The organism is Yinghuangia sp. YIM S10712 (genome assembly GCF_051388935.1).
Classification (GTDB): Bacteria; Actinomycetota; Actinomycetes; order Streptomycetales; family Streptomycetaceae; genus Yinghuangia.
In genome coordinates, this window is sequence record NZ_JBPKBI010000006.1 from 226,471 (window position 1) to 244,084 (window position 17,614).

Annotated in this window: 15 protein-coding genes; 8 read left to right on the forward strand and 7 right to left on the reverse strand. The window is 71.1% G+C overall.

Annotated features, from left to right (window positions below; all coding sequences use genetic code 11):
- Positions 1-24: 24 nt before the first annotated feature.
- Positions 25-3,774: a HAMP domain-containing protein gene (locus tag ACRX5W_RS16050; protein WP_436788808.1), complete on the reverse strand. Its 3,750-nt coding sequence runs from the start codon at positions 3,772-3,774 to the stop codon at positions 25-27.
- A gap of 257 nt (positions 3,775-4,031) precedes the next feature.
- Positions 4,032-4,604 carry a MarR family winged helix-turn-helix transcriptional regulator gene (locus ACRX5W_RS16055; protein WP_436788809.1) on the reverse strand — a complete coding sequence of 191 codons (573 nt, stop codon included), beginning with the start codon at positions 4,602-4,604 and terminating at the stop codon, positions 4,032-4,034.
- Positions 4,605-4,668: 64 nt separating this feature from the next.
- Here ACRX5W_RS16055 and ACRX5W_RS16060 point away from each other — a divergent pair, with 64 nt between their 5' ends.
- The 4 genes from ACRX5W_RS16060 to ACRX5W_RS16075 all read left to right on the forward strand — a co-directional run bounded on the left by ACRX5W_RS16060 (position 4,669) and on the right by ACRX5W_RS16075 (position 8,901).
- Positions 4,669-5,847 carry a PP2C family protein-serine/threonine phosphatase gene (locus ACRX5W_RS16060; protein ID WP_436788810.1) on the forward strand — a complete coding sequence of 393 codons (1,179 nt, stop codon included), beginning with the start codon at positions 4,669-4,671 and terminating at the stop codon, positions 5,845-5,847.
- 192 nt (positions 5,848-6,039) lie between these two features.
- Positions 6,040-7,065: a WD40 repeat domain-containing protein gene (locus tag ACRX5W_RS16065; RefSeq protein ID WP_436788811.1), complete on the forward strand. Its 1,026-nt coding sequence runs from the start codon at positions 6,040-6,042 to the stop codon at positions 7,063-7,065.
- Positions 7,066-7,481: 416 nt separating this feature from the next.
- Complete coding sequence (locus tag ACRX5W_RS16070; RefSeq protein WP_436788812.1) at positions 7,482-8,039, forward strand: DoxX family protein; 558 nt, start codon at positions 7,482-7,484, stop codon at positions 8,037-8,039.
- 187 nt (positions 8,040-8,226) lie between these two features.
- The gene (locus ACRX5W_RS16075) at positions 8,227-8,901 is read left to right on the forward strand and encodes a uracil-DNA glycosylase (protein WP_436788813.1); all 675 of its coding nucleotides are present in this window, start codon (positions 8,227-8,229) and stop codon (positions 8,899-8,901) included.
- Between the two features lie 86 nt (positions 8,902-8,987).
- Here ACRX5W_RS16075 and ACRX5W_RS16080 read toward each other — a convergent pair whose 3' ends face one another.
- Positions 8,988-10,229 carry a cytochrome P450 gene (locus ACRX5W_RS16080; protein WP_436788814.1) on the reverse strand — a complete coding sequence of 414 codons (1,242 nt, stop codon included), beginning with the start codon at positions 10,227-10,229 and terminating at the stop codon, positions 8,988-8,990.
- A 320-nt stretch (positions 10,230-10,549) separates the two neighbouring features.
- Here ACRX5W_RS16080 and ACRX5W_RS16085 point away from each other — a divergent pair, with 320 nt between their 5' ends.
- Positions 10,550-10,744 (forward strand): hypothetical protein, encoded by a 195-nt coding sequence (locus ACRX5W_RS16085; protein ID WP_436788815.1) that lies wholly within the window; start codon positions 10,550-10,552, stop codon positions 10,742-10,744.
- An 85-nt stretch (positions 10,745-10,829) separates the two neighbouring features.
- Here ACRX5W_RS16085 and ACRX5W_RS16090 read toward each other — a convergent pair whose 3' ends face one another.
- Positions 10,830-11,720, reverse strand: coding sequence for a hypothetical protein (locus tag ACRX5W_RS16090; protein WP_436788816.1), 891 nt, complete (start codon positions 11,718-11,720; stop codon positions 10,830-10,832).
- Positions 11,720-12,784, reverse strand: a complete 1,065-nt coding sequence (locus tag ACRX5W_RS16095) for an SPFH domain-containing protein (protein WP_436788817.1) — start codon at positions 12,782-12,784, stop codon at positions 11,720-11,722. The genes ACRX5W_RS16090 and ACRX5W_RS16095 overlap by 1 nt, the downstream gene beginning before the upstream one ends.
- Before the next feature lie 346 nt (positions 12,785-13,130).
- On the opposite strand from ACRX5W_RS16095, the gene ACRX5W_RS16100 reads away from it, so the two are divergent.
- Together ACRX5W_RS16100 and ACRX5W_RS16105 are read left to right on the forward strand one after the other, a co-directional pair.
- Positions 13,131-14,063 (forward strand): universal stress protein, encoded by a 933-nt coding sequence (locus tag ACRX5W_RS16100; RefSeq protein ID WP_436788818.1) that lies wholly within the window; start codon positions 13,131-13,133, stop codon positions 14,061-14,063.
- A gap of 198 nt (positions 14,064-14,261) precedes the next feature.
- Positions 14,262-15,491, forward strand: coding sequence for an NADH:flavin oxidoreductase (locus ACRX5W_RS16105; protein WP_436788819.1), 1,230 nt, complete (start codon positions 14,262-14,264; stop codon positions 15,489-15,491).
- 27 nt (positions 15,492-15,518) lie between these two features.
- On the opposite strand, the gene ACRX5W_RS16110 is transcribed toward ACRX5W_RS16105, so the two are convergent.
- Positions 15,519-15,977 (reverse strand): MaoC family dehydratase, encoded by a 459-nt coding sequence (locus tag ACRX5W_RS16110; RefSeq protein WP_436788820.1) that lies wholly within the window; start codon positions 15,975-15,977, stop codon positions 15,519-15,521.
- 260 nt (positions 15,978-16,237) lie between these two features.
- On the opposite strand from ACRX5W_RS16110, the gene ACRX5W_RS16115 reads away from it, so the two are divergent.
- The gene (locus ACRX5W_RS16115) at positions 16,238-16,651 is read left to right on the forward strand and encodes a hypothetical protein (protein ID WP_436788821.1); all 414 of its coding nucleotides are present in this window, start codon (positions 16,238-16,240) and stop codon (positions 16,649-16,651) included.
- Here the strand turns inward: ACRX5W_RS16115 and ACRX5W_RS16120 are convergent.
- On the reverse strand, positions 16,562-17,539 hold the full coding sequence (locus ACRX5W_RS16120; protein ID WP_436788822.1) for a sigma-70 family RNA polymerase sigma factor: 978 nt from the start codon (positions 17,537-17,539) through the stop codon (positions 16,562-16,564). The genes ACRX5W_RS16115 and ACRX5W_RS16120 overlap by 90 nt on opposite strands.
- Positions 17,540-17,614 lie beyond the last annotated feature (75 nt).

Here is a 17,614-nt window from a genome sequence, read left to right on the forward strand (position 1 = left end):
GCCGATGCGGGTTCTCCGGCCGTGTCACTGGCTCAGCCAGCGGCGTACGCAGGCGATGAGGTCGTCGGCGTCCACGGGTTTGGTGACGTACGCGGACGCGCCGGACAGCAGGCTCTTCTCCCGGTCGCCGGGCATGGCCTTGGCGGTGACGGCGATGACGGGAAGCCGGCTGTGGGCGGGTGTGCGGCGGATCTCCTCGGTGGCCGCGTAGCCGTCCATCTCGGGCATCATCACGTCCATCAGCACCAGGTCGATCTCCGGGTGGGTGCCCAGGACTTCGATGCCTTCGCGGCCGTTCTCGGCGTGCAGCACGCGGATGCCGTGCAATTCCAGGATGCCGCTGATCGCATACAGGTTGCGGGCGTCGTCGTCGACGACCAGGACGGTATGCCCGGCCAGTTGGTCGTCGACGGGCCTCGGCTGGAGGGTGCGCGCGTCGTCGGCGCGGACGAGGGGCAGCACGTCGTCGGGCTGGTCCGCGGTCAGGTGCAGCGAGATGCGTTCACGCAACTCGTCCAGGCCGGCGGGCAGTTCCAGCGGACGGCGGTCGGCACGCGCCTGGAGCGCCTGCTCCTGGTCACCGGGCAGGCGGCGCCCGATGTGGGCGAGCACGGGTACGGCGGCCAGCGCGCGGTCGCCGTCGAGGGCGTCGAGCAGGCGGATCGCCGCGCCGTCGGGCAGGCCCATGTCCAGCACGATGCAGTGGCACGGCTCGGTGGCGAGCGCGTCGGCGGCGTCCTCGGCTCCGGTCGCGGTGACGACTTCGACCGTCGCGCGCGGGCCGACGAGATCGCGGCTGCGGGCGAGGTCGGCGACGGCGTTCTCCGCCACGAGGGTCAGCAGTCCGCGCTGATCCTCCTCGATCACCAGCAGGCGCCGCTTCCGCGGCGGCGCCGCGTCGTGGCGGGAGCCCGGCCGCTTTCGGGCGCCCTGACGCGCGGCGTCGTCGTCGGACGCCGCGGGCGGGGCGCCCACGGCGCCGTTGCCGGCGGCGAGGTCGGCCCGGGCGACGGGCAGGTACAGGGTGAAGGTGCTGCCGCGGCCGGGAGCGCTGACCGCGGTGACGGCCCCGCCGAGGAGGTAGGCGATCTCGCGGCTGATGGACAGGCCCAGCCCGGTGCCGCCGTACCTGCGGCTGGTGGTGCCGTCGGCCTGCTGGAACGCGCCGAAGATGGCCTCGAGTTGCTCCTCGGCGATGCCGATGCCGGTGTCCTTGACCCGGAACGCCACCACGCCGCCGCCCCGGTGCACCTCGGCGGGCAGTTCGTCGTCGGACGCCGGTTCGATGCGCAGCTCCACGCCGCCGCGCTCGGTGAACTTGACCGCGTTGGACAGCAGGTTGCGCAGCACCTGGCGCAGGCGCGCGTCGTCGGTGAGCAGGTCGGCGGGAACGCCCGGCGCGGTGGCGACCGTGAAGTCGAGGCTCTTCTGCGTCGTCATGGGACGGAAGGTGGCCTCGACATACTCCAACAGCGGGCCCAGCGGCACCCGTTCGGGGTTGAGCTCCATCTTCCCGGCCTCGACCTTGGACAGGTCCAGGATGTCGTTGATGAGCTGGAGCAGGTCGGAGCCGGCCGAGTGGATGATGCCGGCGTACTCGACCTGTTTGGGCGTCAGGTTCCTGGTCGGGTTCTGGGCGAGCAACTGCGCCAGGATGAGCAGGCTGTTGAGCGGGGTGCGCAGCTCGTGGCTCATGTTGGCGAGGAACTCGGACTTGTACGTCGAGGCGAGCGTCAACTGCTGTGCGCGCTCTTCGAGTTCCTGGCGGGCCTGCTCGATCTGGAGGTTCTTCGCCTCGATGTCGCGGTTCTGTGCCGCCAACAGCGCGGCCTTCTCCTCCAGTTCGTTGTTGGAGCGCTGCAACTCCTCCTGCTGCGTCTGGAGTTCAGCGGAACGCGCCTGCAATTCGGCGGTCAACCGCTGGGACTCGCCGAGGAGTTCGTCCGTGCGCGCGTTGGAGACGATGGAGTTGACGTTGACGCCGATGGTCTCCATGAGCTGGTCGAGGAAGTCGAGGTGGATCGCACTGAAGTCGGTGACGGAGGCCAGCTCGATGACGCCGAGGACGTGGTCCTCCACCATGATGGGCAGCACGAGCAGCGCGGTGGGGGCGATGCTGCCGGTGCCGGAGGAGATGACGTAGCCGTCGGGCAGGTTGTCGACGGCGATGGTGCGGCGGCTGCGCGCGGCCTGCCCGACCAGGGAGCGTCCGACGGGGATCCGGTCGGCCCGCTCGCCGTCGAGGGGGAATCCGTACGAGCCGATCAGCGCGAGTTCGGTGCCGCCGTCCTGCTCCTCGGCGAGGTAGAAGGCGCCGTACTGCGCGGAGACCAGCGGCGTCAGCTCCTCCATGACCAGCTCGGCGACGGCGGCCAGGTCGCGGTGGCCCTGCATCAGGCCGGACACGCGCGCCAGGTTGGACTTGAGCCAGTCCTGCTCCTGGTTGGCGCGCGTGGTCTCGCGCAGCGAGCCGACCATGGCGTTGATGTTGTCCTTGAGCTCGGCGACCTCGCCGGAGGCGTCGACCGTGATCGAGCGGGTCAGGTCGCCCTCGGCGACCGCGCTGGCGACTTCGGCGATCGCGCGCACCTGACGCGTGAGGTTGCCGGCGAGCTCGTTGACGTTCTCGGTGAGCCGCTTCCAGGTGCCGGAGACTCCGGCGACCTCGGCCTGTCCGCCGAGCCGGCCCTCGCTGCCGACCTCGCGGGCCACGCGGGTGACCTCGGCGGCGAACGACGAGAGCTGGTCGACCATCGTGTTGATGGTCGTCTTCAGTTCGAGGATCTCGCCGCGCGCGTCGACGTCGATCTTCTTCGACAGGTCGCCGTTGGCGACCGCGGTGGTCACGAGGGCGATGTTGCGGACCTGGCCGGTGAGGTTGTTCGCCATCGAATTGACGTTGTCGGTCAGGTCCTTCCAGGTCCCCGCCACGTTGGGGACGCGGGCCTGTCCGCCGAGCCGGCCCTCGGTGCCGACCTCGCGGGCGACGCGGGTGACCTCGTCCGCGAACGCGGACAGCGTGTCGACCATCGTGTTGATCACTTCGGCGAGCGCGGCCACCTCGCCCTTGGCCTCGACGGTGATCTTCTGCGACAGGTCGCCGCGCGCGACGGCCGTCGCGACCTGGGCGATGGAGCGCACCTGGCCGGTGAGGTTGGACGCCATGACGTTGACGTTGTCGGTGAGGTCCTTCCACGTCCCCGACGCGCCGCGTACCGTCGCCTGTCCGCCGAGGTTGCCCTCGGTGCCGACCTCGCGGGCGACGCGGGTGACCTCGTCCGCGAACGCCGAGAGCTGGTCGACCATCGTGTTGATGGTCTCCTTGAGCTCCAGGATCTCGCCGCGCGCGTCCACCCGGATCTTCTGCGTCAGGTCGCCCTGCGCGACCGCGGTCGCGACCTGGGCGATGGAGCGCACCTGGCCGGTGAGGTTGCCGGCCATGAAGTTCACCGAGTCGGTCAGGTCGCGCCACGCCCCGCCGACACCGGGCACCTGCGCCTGTCCGCCGAGCCGTCCTTCGCTGCCCACTTCGCGGGAGACCCGGGTGACCTCGGAGGTGAACAGCGCGAGCTGGTCGACGGTGCCGTTGAAGACGGTGGCGATCTCGCCGAGCAGCCCGTCCACGCCGTCGGGCAGCCGTGTCCCGAAGTCACCGTCGCGTACGGCGGTCAGCCCGGTCAGCAACTGCCGCAGCTCGGCTTCACCTATCCCGGCGACCGCCCGGGTCGCCCGCGTACGGGTGCCGGCTGCCTGATCGTTGCCTCGCGATGCCATGTACACCTCGTTGTTGTGCGGGCAAGGCACGGGACACGGGGGCCGAGAACCCGGCCGGGGGCCGACGCCTGCGCTCCACCGCCTGATCGTTGCCCAATGGCAACAATCTTCGGAGGCTACCACGCGGGTGCTCAAAGGCCCCGGGCTGCCCAACCGCCTTTACGGGCACTTCGCCGTACTTGTCCTGACCAGGGCGGACGGCATGCGACACCGCTTCACTGTTGCCCTATGGCAACGGTAGAGTCGCGCTGTGGACATCAGGCGAAACGACGCGACGACGGTGCCTGCGGGATGCCCGCCGCCCGGCGGCCACCGGCGTTCTCGGCCTGCGTGTGCCCCGCCGCGTGCCGGAAGGCCAGGATGCCGGTGACCAACGCAGCGCGGTCGGGCCCCGACATCGCGGACAACGCGGCCGTCAGATCCCGCGCACGTCGCTCCCGGATGGCGGCCATCAGCGCCTCACCCTCCGCCGTCAGCTCCAGGACCACCTTGCGACGGTTGTCGGCGTCCAGCTCGCGGGACACCAGCCCGGCGGAGTCCATCCGGTCGCACAGCCGACTGGCCACCGAGGAGACCGTGCCCATCTCCTGGGCAAGTCCGTGCAGCGAGATACCGGACGTCCGGGAGATGATCGTAAGAGCGCGCAACTGCGTGGGGGAGACTGTGGTGCCGAACGCCTCCTGAGCCCTCCCCCAGACCGTGATCAGCGACTCCAACGCCTCGGCCAGCACATCCGCCGCGCCGTCGGCATCGACCGCTCCCCCGGGCCCGCAGCCGGAGGAGGGGTCGCGTGCCGACTCCCGACTCTGCTGTCCGTGCGCCTTGTCCATGGTTCCTCTCACTCTCTCATGACGCCTCGCGGACAGGTACCGCGATGCCAGAAGGAAGACCCCGGTGACTGCCGCCGACCGCCTCCTCGCGCTCCACCGCACCCTGCGTGCTGCGCCTCCGCACGACATCGTCCACGCCCTCGCCCGGGTTCTGGCGGACCGGTTCCGAGTGACCTCGTGCACCCTGCTGCTGGCGGACTACGCCGTCAGCAGCCTCCGGCCGTTCGGCCGGGAGGCGACCGAGGACTCCGTCGTCCCCGTCGTCGGGACACCCGCCGGGCGGGCGTTCGTCGCCCAGGAGCCGGTCGTCGTCACCGACGGCCACCCCGGCGCCGAGGAGACGTTGTACCTGCCCGTCTCGGCACGCGGCGACCGCATCGGCGTCCTGCGGATCGGATACCCCGAACAAGGGGCGAAACCGTCGGTCGCCGAACTGTCCGAGGCCGCCGAGGCCCTGGCCCACGAAATCCTCGCGGCCGCGCCCGCCACCGACGTCTACCGGCAGAGCCGGCGCCTGCGGCGCCTCACCCTCGCCGCCGAGATGCAGTGGGACCTGCTGCCGGGCCACTCGTGCGAACGCCCCGAGTTCATCCTCGGCGCCCAACTGGAGCCCGCCTACTCCGTACGCGGCGACAACTTCGACTGGTCGGTCAGCGCCGACACCCTCACGGTCAGCGTCACCAACGGGATGGGGCACGGAGTGCAGGCGGCGACCCTGACCGCGCTGGCGGTCGGTGCGCTGCGCAACGCCCGGCGGTCCGGGGCCGACCTGGCCCTCCAGGCGGAACTGGCCAGCCAGGCCGTGTGGTCCGTGCACACCGGCAGCGCCTACCTCGCCAGTGTGCTGCTGGAGATCGACCTGGCCAGCGGCGAGGTCGACGGCATCGACGCCGGATCACCCGTCGTCATGCTGCTGCGCCAGGGCCGCGTCGAACGCGTCGACCTGGAGGCGCAGTTCGCACTCGGCATGCTGGAGGACACGCGGTACGTCCCCGAGCGCTTCACCCTGGAGGCAGGCGACCGCCTCCTCGTGGTCAGCGACGGCGTACACGGGTTCCGGTCGCACACCGGCGAAATCTTCGGCGAACGCCAACTCGCCGTCGTCATGCGCGACAACCGCCTGGCCCCCGCCCCCGAGGCCGCCCGGGCTGTCCTGCGCGAGCTCGCCCGGTTCCGCGGCGACAACCAGGCCGACGACGACGCGGTGGCCCTCTGCCTGGACTGGCGAGGCCGGGACACCTGACCGGGGGGAAGCGCCCGGGAAGCGAACCACCTTGCCGCGGAACCTCGTTCGTTCGACCGCGGCCGGTACGAGGACGGAAACGGAACCGAGCGACGGAATTTTCGTGTTTGTAACACGATGCCGACAGGCTCTCGGGGCGGGTGGTGCCGCGGGCGCGAGCCCGGGAGCCACGTCACCGACGAGAGGACCGCGATGAGCCTCATGGCTACCCAGGCGGCACCTGACTGGCAACGCGAGACCGACGACCTGCCCGCCGCGCTGGCGGTCTCGGGGGGCCTGTGTGCGGTGGCGGGCGCCCAGGGAGCCGTACGCCTTCTCGACGCGGCCGACGGGCGACTGCTGGCCCGGGTCGTCCTGCCCGGCGGTGCGACGTCCGTCGGTTTCTCTCCCGGCGGCGGGGCGGTCGCGCTCGCGGGGCCGCGCGGATACGCCCTGTGGCGGATCGCCGACGGCGCGCTGATGATGCGGACGACCGACGCTCCGTCCCGTTTCGCGTGGGCGCCGTCCAATCTTTGCGCGGTCGCCTCGGGTGGCACCGTGCGCGTCTTCGACGCGGACACCGGACTCGAACAATGGCGACCGGTCGACGGGGGAGTCACCGTGGACGACGTGGCCTGGTTCGACCGAGGGCGAACGGTCGCGATCGCCCTCGGCGGTGAAGTGCACGCATATTCCGCGCGCGGGCGCGTCGCGGCGTGGTCGTACCCGACCCCCGTGCGCGTGCTCGCCGGCGGCACGGACGGCGCGTGGCTGTGTTCGGCGGGGGACGGGCCGGGGGTGTTCATCCGGGGCATCGGCGGGACGTACGAGGACCTGCCGACCCACGGGCACGGACTCATCGACGGACTGTCGCTCGATGCGTCGGGCCACTGGCTCGCCGCCGAAGTCGACGGCGGGCTGACCGTTTGGGACCTCGCGGCCCGCGGCGGACGCGTGCGCCCGCGCCCGCGCCGGCTCGAAGCGCACGTCTCGACAGGCTCCGCGGCGTGGCGGCCCGACTCGCGCAACGCGGTCGTCGCGACGGGCGGCCGGGACGGCGCCGTCGTGCTGTGGGACATCCGCGCCGGGTCGGCTCGCCGGGGCGCGGCCCCTCTCGCCCGCCGTTTCGCCGGAGCCCCGATCGTCGCGGTGGCCTGGCTCGGGCGGGACGTCCTGCTGTATGCCGACCGCACGGGCAAGGTCACGGCCCAGCCGGTGCGGGAGTTGGCTGGGCGGTGAGCCCCGCGGAGCGAGGTGATCGCGTCCGGCTCGTTCTCCGGGTGGTCGCGAGTGGCGCAGGTCGGTGATGTGAGCCCCACAGTTGCTGCGGCATCGCGTGCTGCTTGTTCTTCGGGTGGTTGCGAGTGGTGCAAGTCGGTGATTCGAGCCCCCTACCCGTCGAACGGGAGAGGGGTGGGGGTGGTTCCGGGCTGTGTCGTGTGCCGTCGGGGGTGGGCGTTGCGCGTCGCGGGATCGTCACCTTGCGTTGTGTTCCCGTTCGTTGGGATGACCTGCGCCACGGCGTCGGTAGCCGCCGTCCGGTACGTTGCCCTGGCAATCCAACGGCGGTCCGCGCAGGCCGCCGTGTCCGTGTGGTGCGGGCGCCCGGTCCCGGTCGGCGGGGCGTGCGCGCCGGCGAAACGATGAGGTGGGCGATGTTCAGGAAGAAGGCGGCCTCGGCCGGCAAGGCGGCGGCCGACGGCACGGGCAAGGACGTCGCAGCGCTGGTGCTGCGTGCCACCCTTGGCCCGATGCTCTTCGCGCACGGCTACAACAAGGTCGCCGGACCGGGCGGACTCAAGGGAACGACCGGGTGGTTCGAGGCGCTCGGCCTCAAGCCCGCGGAGGTGCACGCCAAGATGGCGGCCGGGACGGAGATGGCCGCCGGCGTCGGACTCACGCTCGGCATAGCCAACCCGCTGCCGGCCGCGGCCACCGTCGGCCTCATGTCGGTCGCGGCCCGCACCGACCACCGCGGCAAGGGCTACTTCGTCTTCAAGGGCGGCTGGGAATACTGCGCGGTCGTCGGCGGTGCCGCCGTCGCGCTCGCCGGGCTCGGCAACGGCAAGTACTCCGTCGACCGGCTCTTCGGCCGCGAGTCGTCCGGCGCGAAGCCCGCGCTGGTCGCCGCGGGCCTCGGCATCGCGAACGCGGCGCTCCTGCTCAAGCTGTGCTACAAGCCCGAGGAGAAGAAGCAGGACGAAAACGCCTGACACGTTCGGGAGTTCCCGATTGCGGGGGTGTCACCTGCGGGCAAACCGCCAGGCGGCGCCCCCGCTGTCGGTCGGGGCGACTACGTTTGGGAACACACGAAGTCGCCGCGCCCCAGGGTCCGAAGGTGCCCGGCCGATCCGGCGGTCCTTACGTGCCAAGCCTGTTCCCAGCGTGGAGGTTGTTGCCGTGCAGACGTTGCCCGAGTCGTGGCGCCCGGTGCTCGCCGAAGAGCTCGCCGCGGACTACTACGCGGCGCTCACCGAGTTCGTGGACGCCGAGCGCGCCGCACACCAGGTCTTCCCGCCCGAGGACGAGGTGTTCGCGGCACTGGAGGCCACGCCGTACGACGACGTGAAGGTGCTGATCGTCGGGCAGGACCCGTACCACGACGACAACCAGGCGCACGGCATGTGTTTCTCGGTGCGGCCCGGGGTCAAGGTCCCGCCGTCGCTGCGCAACATCTACAAGGAGCTCGCGAGCGACCTCGGCCTGACCGTGCCCGACAACGGCTACCTGAAGCCGTGGGCCGACCAGGGCGTGCTGCTGCTCAACACCGTCCTCACCGTGCGCGCGCACGAGCCGGCCTCGCACAAGGGCCAGGGCTGGGAGCGCTTCACCGACGCGGTGATCAAGGCGGTCAACGACCGTGAGAAGCCCGTCGTGTTCGTGCTGTGGGGTGGTCACGCGAAGAAGAAGGCCGCGCTGATCGACACCGGGCGGCACGTCGTCATCGAGGGCGCCCACCCGTCGCCCCTGTCGGCCAAGAAGTTCTTCGGCAGCAAGCCGTTCTCGCAGATCGACGCCGCGCTGGAGAAGATGGGCCACAAGGCGATCGACTGGCAGATCCCGAACCTCGGCTGAGCCGCCCACGCACGTCGCGGTCCTGACACGATCACGGGAAGAAGAGCGCCGAGTACGGCACTTCCTCCCGTGATCGCCGCCGTCGGTCACGCCGGGACGAACCGAACCGGCATGTCCTTCACGCCGTTGAGGAAGTTCGACCGCATCCGCCGTGCCGGGGCCAGTTGTTCGACGCGCGACACCTTGGTCGCCAACGTCGTGAACATGATCTCCAGTTCGAGCTGCGCCAAGTGCCGCCCGAGGCAGAAGTGCGGGCCGCCGCCGCCGAATCCGAGCATCGGGTTCGGGTCCCGGGCGATGTCGAACACCTGCGGGTCGGCGAACACCTCCTCGTCGCGGTTCGCGGAGCTGTAGTAGACGACGACCTTGTCCCCGGCGGCGATCTTCCGGCCGCCGAGTTCCGTGTCCCGCACGGCGGTTCGCCGGAACGCGTTGACCGGGGACACCCACCGCACGATCTCGTCGGCCGCAGTCCGGGCCAGCCCTGCCGGATCCTCCCGCAGCCGCTCCCACTGCTCGGGGTGCTCGATCAGCGCCAGCATTCCGCCCGAAATCGCGTTGCGCGTCGTCTCGTTGCCCGCGACCGCCAGCATCATGAAGAACAAGTCGAATTCCAGCGCCGTCAGTTCGTTGCCGTCCCGGTCCGGCTGGACGAGCTTGGAGACGATGTCGTCCACCGGGCACGCGCGCTTCTCCGCGCCGAGGCGGTCGGCGTAAGCGAACATCTCCATCTGCACGCCCGCACTCGCCTGCGGCCCCTCGCCCAGGTCGGGATCGTCCGCGCCGACCAGCTTGTTCGACCAGTGGAACAGCCGGTGCCGGTCCTCCTGTGGCACCCCCATCAGGTCCGCGATCACGACCAGCGGCAGCTCCGCCGCGCACATCGTCACGAAGTCGCCGCTGCCCTCCTCGATCGCGGCCGACACGATCCGCTCGCACGCCTCGGTGACCTTGCCCTCCAGCGACAGCGTCGTCCGCGGAGTGAAGCCGCGGTTGACGATGTTGCGGAGCCGCGAATGCTCCGGCGGATCCATGTTCAGCATCATCATGCGCTGCGTGTCGAGCGACTCCCCGTCCGACTCGGGCAGCAGGCACAGCCGCTCGTACGACGAATACAGCTCCGGTCGGCGCGACACCGCCACCACGTCGGCGTGCCGGGTCACCGCCCAGAAGCCGTCGGGCACTTGCGGGTCCGGGTGGCGGTGGACGGGAGCCTCCCGGCGCAGCCTCGCGAACGCGGCGTGCGGCACGCCGTCCTCGTACGCGTCGGGGGAGTAGACGTCGATCTCGGCGAGGCCGGGGGAGGAGGCGGGCGCGGGCTCGGGCACGGCGGACCTTTCGTGGGCGGCGAAGGTACGGGCGGTGCGTTGCGGGGAGCATGGCACGCGGTTCCGCAGGCGGGAAGACAGATTTCCTGACTGTTCCGGCGTCCGAGTGGACTGCGGGGGACACGGGACGGCGTCGGAACAACACGCCGGTCACTCATGATCACAAATTGCTACTTTGTGGACACTTTCGACAGTCCCTCCGATGCCGTGCCGCGGACACGACCGAACCAGCACCGCGCGCACGGGAAGCCACCCCGTCCCCCGGTCGCGGCCGAGCGTGCCGTCCCCCGCGCGTCCCCTGCGCCCTCCTAGGAGTCCCCATGGCTTTGCACATCTCCGCGGTTCTGTTCTTCGGCGTCATCGTGTTTCTTCTCGTGCGCAAAGCCGGACTCAAGGTGTGGCACGCGGTGGTCTGCGTCATGCTCGGCTTCTACCTCGCGGGCAGCACGATCGCACCGAGCATCAGATCGAGCTGCGACAGCATCGCCAATATGGTTGCCGACCTGAACTTCTGAGCAGCCGCACGAGGGCGCCGTCGGGGTCACGGGGAGGAAAAAGCCACACTGTGGCCTTTTCCTCCCCGTGACCCCGACCGTCGTCTCACACCACCAGGCGCAGGTGCTTTCCGGCGATGCCGATGTCGACCCGCTCGCCCCAGGACAGTACGAGCCGGTCGGCCTCGATGCCGTCGCCGAACGCCACCAGGCCCTCCGACTCGACGGTCAGCGACAACACCGCGCCTTCGCCCAGCGTTCCGTGGACCAGCGTCGTCCCGGTCGCCGGGGACGGCCACGCCTCCCGGACGAACCACGCCAGTCGACGATCGGTCGGCTCGGGCAGCCCCGGCGCGTCCGGGCGTGCGCGGTGCACCGACGCGCACCACCCCGTGGAACCCGTACCCGTCCCCACCAACACGCCCGAGGAAGCCTGCTGTTCGTGGTTCCCCTCCGGCGTCGCGAGCCGGTAGCGGGCGGTCTGGTGGGAGGGGTGGCCGACGAAAATCTCGTTGAGCGCACACAGCGAACGGCCGTCATCCGTACGCGCCTCGACCATCGTGCGGGTCTCGTACCGCGCGCTTCCCTCCTCCACCGCGTGCAAGAGCCTCACGCAGTCGGCGGCCTGATGCCGCGTCAGCAGGCCTGCGCCGCCCGGGTCGGCGTTCACCCCGACGACCGGCTGCCCGTCCAGGTACTTCGCGACATTGGCCACCAGCCCGTCCTGGCCGACGATCACGACCACGTCGTGCTCCTCGAACAGGAAGCGGTCCAGGTCCCCGCGCTCGACCGCGCCGCGCCGCCAGTGCGCCGGCACCGCCGCCCCGGCCGCCGCCAGGGAATCCTGGACGATGTTCGCCCGGTCGACCATGCCCTTGGCATTCAGCCCGCGCTGCTTGAGGAAGAAGCTCCCCTGGTTGTAGGTCCCATGACGGTTGATCAGATCCTGGAGCGCGGACTGACGGTGCACGAACACCGCGCGCGGGACCTGTGCCACTACCGGCTCTGCTGAATCGGTGCGGGGATCTCCGGACCGCCGGGTCCGGCCGGGCCGCCGGAGCCCGGCCGCGTTTCGGTGAGTCTCGCGAGCGCGGTGCCCAGCAGGTCGGGCGTGATGTTCACGGTGCCGATGTTGGGCAGGTGTTCCGCGAGTTGCTGCACCGCGAGCGCGACCAGCACCGCCGGGTCGGCACCTGCGTACGCGGCCACATGCGCGGCATGCGCCTCGGCCTCGGCCGCGCCGATCAGGCGCCGGTTCTCCGCGGTCGTGGTCGCGGCCAGGCGGTCGCGCTCGGCCTGCCCCTCCGCCTGGATGCGGGCCGCTGCCGCCGCCTCCTCAGCGCGGCGGCGCTCGTTGAGGCCGTTGCGTTCGACCAACTGCTCCTCGCGCCTGGCCAGTTCGATCTGGTTCTGCAACTCGTTCTCCGCGATGGCGCGTTCGCGCTCGACGGCGAGCGCGCGGCGCTCGAATCCAGCGGCGTCCGCGGCCTGTTGCACGCGTTCGCGGGCCGGGGCCTGAAGCGCGCGTTCGAGGTCGCCGTCCGGGCGGATCGAGGTGATGCGTACGCCGATCACCGTGACACCGGTGTCGCTGATCCGCGTGTCCTCGGCAAGCCCGGCGGTCACGCGTGCGCGCACCTCGGTCAACCCGCGGGTCATCGCGTCGGTCAGGTCCAGGCCCGCGAGCGTCTCGACGGCGTGCTGCTGCGCGCTCTCGGTGAGCAGCGACGCGATCTGGTCGAGCGGCGTGGCGCTCCACCGGCCGGACGCCGGGTCGATGCCGAAGTCCAGTCGCGTCGCGGCCACGCCGGGGTCGGTGATCCGGTACGTGACCGTGCCCTGCACCGTGGCGAGCTGGAAGTCGCGGGTGCGCAGGTGGAACAGGATCGCCAGCTCGCGGTCGTCGACCGGGACCTCGCTGAGCGCGGCGGTGAGGGGACGGAACCAGAACGCGAGCCCGGAGCCTTCGTGGACGACCTTCCCCCGGCGCTGGTGGCGCACCCACTGGACCGGATCGGCGCGCAGGTGGCTCACGAAAGGGCGGCGCAATATGTGGACCATCGGACTCCCCTGGGAGCGCGGAGGGTTGGGAGGCTGATCAATTATCGTCGGAAGGACGATAATGGGTGGCGTGGCGACGCGTCAACCGGATTCAGCGGCTCCCCGGGCGTGGCGTCGGAGGCGATTCCCGCCCGCGATCGGAGCATCCGTGGCAGCGCACGCGGATGCCCCGTCGAGCGGCACGGTGTTCCCGTGCCCGGCGCTGTCCGGCGTCCCCCGAACGGCGGCGGAGCCGTTTGCTCCGGTGGCATCCAAGCCGAGCGTTCTCCGGGTTTGTCTGATATGTACTGATACGCCACGGAACGGGTACCCCCATCGCGACCCGCCCCGACCCGTGGAGGCGCACGTGAACACCGCAGTCGCGACCGTAGATCCCTTGCAGGCTTCCGGCGGCCCGCCGCTGGGGCTTGTGGTCGTCGGCACCGACGGCTCCGAGGCCGGCATGCGCGCCGTGATGCGGGCCGCCGCCGAAGCGGTGCGCCGCGGAGCCGCACTGCGCATCGTGCACGCCGTCGGCGTCCCGACCGCGCCGCCCACGTCGCACGGCGACCGGCCCCCCGTCATCCCCGCCCAGGCCGCCGCCGCGCGACTCGTCGAGGCCGCCGCCGCGCGGGTGTTGCGCCGCCACCCCGCCCTGTCGGTCGACGGGGACGTCGAGGTCGGGCTGCCCGGAGACGTGCTCCTCGACGCCGCCGGGCGGGCCGAACTGCTCGTCGTGTCCTCCCGTGGCCGCGGCGGATTCGCCAACCTGCTCCTCGGCTCCGTCGCCCGGTTCCTCGCCGCGCGCACGCCCTGCCCCATGCTCGTCGTGCGCGGCGAGCGCGGTGCGCCCACCGACGACGGCGACCTCGCGCTCGACGGTGACCGGGTCGTGGTCGGCATCGAGGGGGAGGCCGACGTCCCGACCGCCCGCGCGGCCTACGCCGAGGCCCGCCGGTGGGGGCTGCCGGTGTACGCCGTCCACGCCTTCGCCTGGCCCGGCTACCTCGGTCCGTCCGAACCCGCCCCGCACGAGCTGAAAGCCGTCACCGAGGCCCACAACGTCTGCCTCGACTCCGCCCTCGACCCCGTGCGCGAGGCGTTCCCCGACGTTTTCGCCACCGCCGAGGCCGTCCTCGGCGACGCCGCCGGTACCGTGGTCGCCGCCACCGGGGACGCCACCGTCGCCGTCGTCGGAGTACGCCGCCGCCACGGCCTGCTGCGCCACCTGGTCGGCCACGTCGCCCACTCCGTGATCGAGCACGCGGAATGCCCGGTGCTGGTCGTCCCGCACACGTGAGCCTGTGCCCGGCAAAATACCTGACCGGTCGTCTGTTCGTTTGCTGCATACGTCAATTGACGTTGTATCAGTTATGGCGCAGCCGGTTGCACGGCTCCGCCGGCGCTCATTGAAAACCCTCGTCGATCGTGCTCTCATGTGCGCCCACGGGCACCCGGCCCCACCTCGGCGCAAGCCCGCCGACCCGCCTTTCGAAGGGTGAGCACCGTGACGACGACCCCCGCGGCAGACCGCACACCGGTGCCGGACGTCTTCGCCCCCGCCAAACTCGGCCCTCTCACGCTGCGCAACCGGATCATCAAGGCCGCCACCTTCGAAGGCGCGACGCCGGACGCCCTGGTCACCGACGCGCTGATCGACTACCACGTCAAGCCCGCCGCGGGCGGCATCGGCATGACGACGGTCGCCTACTGCGCCGTCGCTCCCGAGGGACGCACCGACCGGCACCAGATCTGGATGCGGCCCGAGGCGGTCCCCGGCTTGCGGCGCCTCACCGACGCCGTCCACGCGGAAGGCGCCGCCGTCTCGGCGCAGATCGGCCACGCGGGCCCGGTCGCCAACGCCAAGTCCAACCGGCTGCCGGCCCTCGCCCCCGGCAGGTTGTTCAGCCCGCTCGGCATGAAGATGTGCAAGGCCGCGACCGCGGACGACATCCGGCGCGTCACCGAAGCCCACGCCCGCGCCGCGCGACTCGCCGTCGAGGCAGGCTTCGACGCGGTCGAAGTCCATCTGGGTCACAACTACTTGGCGAGCGCGTTCCTCAGCCCGAAGCTCAACCGCCGCGACGACGCGTACGGCGGGTCGCTGGAAAACCGCGCCAAGGTCGCACGCGGCGTCGTACGCGCGGTCCGCGAAGCCGTAGGCGACCGCATCGCCGTCACCGCGAAACTCAACATGGCCGACGGCGTGCCGGGCGGGATCTGGCTCACCGAGAGCATCCGAACCGCCCGGTGGCTGGAGGAGGACGGGTGCCTGGACGCACTCGAACTCACCGCCGGAAGCTCGCTGTTGAACCCCATGTACCTCTTCCGCGGGGACGCCCCCGTGCCCGAGTTCGCCGCCGCGTTCCCGCAGCCCGTCCAACTCGGCATCCGGCTCATGGGCAAGCGCTTCCTGATCCCCTATCCGTATCAGGAGGCGTATCTGCTGGAGTACGCACGGCAGTTCCGCGCCGAGCTCGACATGCCGCTGATTCTCCTCGGCGGCATCACCAACCGCACGACGATGGACCTCGCGATGGCCGAGGGCTTCGACTTCGTCGCGATGGGCCGCGCGATCCTGCGCGAACCCGACCTGGTGAACCGGATCGCCGCCGATGAGAGCCGACGCTCCGTCAAATCCCTGTGCATCCACTGCAACAAGTGCATGCCGACGATCTACAGCCGTACGCGCTGCGTGCTGGTGGACCCCGAACCACCGCGCTGGTGACGGCGGTTCGGGCCAGGCACCGCATCGTCAGGCGAGATAGCGGGTCAGCGCGTCGATGACGCAGGCCGGCTTCGTCTCGCCGTCGATCTCCACGGTGATCCGCATCGTCACCTGCACACCGCCGGGGATGTCGCGTACCGCTGCGATCTCCGCACCGCCCCGGATCCGCCGGCCGACCGTCACCGGGTGGGGGAACCGCACCTTGTCGACACCGTAGTTCACCCCCAGCGAGATGTTCCGCACCTCGACGATCTGCGGCAGGAACAGGTTCGACAGCGCCAGCGTCAGGAACCCGTGCGCGATCGGGGCACCGAACGGGCCCTGCCTCGCCCGGTCGACGTCGACGTGGATCCACTGCCGATCGCCCGTCGCGTCCGCGAACAGGTCGACGCGTTCCTGCGTCACCTCCAGCCACGTGCTGTACCCGAGATGCCGGCCTGCGGCGTCCTTGATCTGGCGGAGATCGGTGAACGTGGTGACAGCCATGAGAGCCCCCTTGCGGATATGCCGGACGTCCGGACGTGCCGGATGCGCCGGCGGCGAGCCGGAGCTCGGCATTATCTGACGGTCCGCCAGATAAAGCTCGCGGTACGGCACACCCATGTGACGCCGCCGTCACCGCGCGCGAGGCCACCGATGAGTTTGCCGTCCCCCGCCGGTCTCAACCCGTAGGGGTCGGGGACCACCCGGCCAGGGGGCACGCCGCGACCGCCTCGCGCGGGGCGGGCCGGTGGAAGGAGCACGTCGTGGCAGGGAACGCACAAGTGCGGGTCGCCTCGGGGGCGGTCGTGGTCGAGATCCGGGCGCCGCTGGCGCGCGGCGACACAGCCGGGCTGTGCGAGCGCGCGGACGAGTTCCTCGGCCGGGTCCCCGGAGCCGGACTGGTGTGCGAGGTGAAACCGGGGTGCCCGGCGGACCTGGTCCTCGTCGACGTCCTCGCCAGACTCCGGCTGCTCGCGCGGCGGCGCGGCCGCGCCTACCAGGTCCGGGACGCACCGGCCACGCTGCACGGCCTGCTGGGGCTGGTCGGCTTGTGCGAAGCCGTGCCGGTCGGCGACGTCGCGGGACTCTCAGGACTCCAGGCGCGGCGGCAGACCGAACAGTGGGAACAGGTGTTCGGTGTCGAGGAAGGAGTTGAGGCCGACGATCCGGCCCTCTGAGATCTCGATGACCTGAAGAGCCCACGGCTCGTGCAGGCCCGGACCCGCCGGGCGGTACTGCCCGAACGCCGGAGTGCCGTTCGCGGACACCACCGGGACCATGCGCGACCCCCGGCAGCCGTTCCCGACGCCGAGCATCCACGCACGGATCTCGTCGGCGCCGCGCAGCCACAGCTCGAACGGCGGCATCGACAGCACGACGTCCTCGTGCAGCAGCGACGCGAGCGATTCGAGGTCGTAGCTCTCGAACGCCTTGACGTACTTGGACAGCAGCTCGCGCTGCGCCTCGTCGTCGGGCTCGTCGAGGTCCGTCCCGGCGACGTCGATCGAGGCCAGCGTCGCGCGGGCGCGCTGCAGGGCGCTGTTGACCGAGGCCACCGAGGTGTCCAACAGCTCGGCGACCTCGGTCGCCTGCCACGCCAGCACCTCGCGCAGAATCAGCACCGCCCGCTGCCGGGCCGGCAGGTGGTGCAGGGCCGCGATGAACGCCAGGCGCACCGAGTCGCGTGAGACCACGACGTCCGCGGGGTCGCCGCCGACCAGGACCTTGTGGTCCGGTGTCGGTGCCAGCCAGGTGTTCTCCGGGTGCGTGGTCAGCGTCGGGTTCTCCGCCGATCCCACGGTCGTGAAGTCGGTGGGCCGAGCCTTGCGCTCCTTGCCCTTCAGCATGTCCAGGCACACGTTCGTGGCGATGCGGTACAGCCACGACCGCAGGGCCGAGCGGCCCTCGAACCGGTCGTAGCCGCGCCACGCGCGCACCATCGTGTCCTGCACGGCGTCCTCGGCCTCGAAGGGCGAGCCGAGCATGCGATAGCAGTAGCCGGTGAGCTCCACTCGGTGTTGTTCGAGTGCGAGTTCCAGCGTCGCGGGTCCGTCTGCATCGATCACGCGGTTCAGCTTAGGCGGGCCCTCCGACAATCGTCGGCCGATGGGCGTACGGCAACCGCTCGCGGGGGGGGGGGG

Coding starts and splice junctions, on each gene's coding strand:
- ACRX5W_RS16070 (WP_436788812.1), top strand. CDS start 7,482: ATGTTCAGGAAGAAGGCGGCCTCGGCCGGCAAGGCGGCGGCCGACGGC.
- ACRX5W_RS16050 (WP_436788808.1), bottom strand. CDS start 3,774: ATGGCATCGCGAGGCAACGATCAGGCAGCCGGCACCCGTACGCGGGCG.
- ACRX5W_RS16095 (WP_436788817.1), bottom strand. CDS start 12,784: ATGGTCCACATATTGCGCCGCCCTTTCGTGAGCCACCTGCGCGCCGAT.
- ACRX5W_RS16065 (WP_436788811.1), top strand. CDS start 6,040: ATGAGCCTCATGGCTACCCAGGCGGCACCTGACTGGCAACGCGAGACC.
- ACRX5W_RS16055 (WP_436788809.1), bottom strand. CDS start 4,604: ATGGACAAGGCGCACGGACAGCAGAGTCGGGAGTCGGCACGCGACCCC.
- ACRX5W_RS16110 (WP_436788820.1), bottom strand. CDS start 15,977: ATGGCTGTCACCACGTTCACCGATCTCCGCCAGATCAAGGACGCCGCA.
- ACRX5W_RS16085 (WP_436788815.1), top strand. CDS start 10,550: ATGGCTTTGCACATCTCCGCGGTTCTGTTCTTCGGCGTCATCGTGTTT.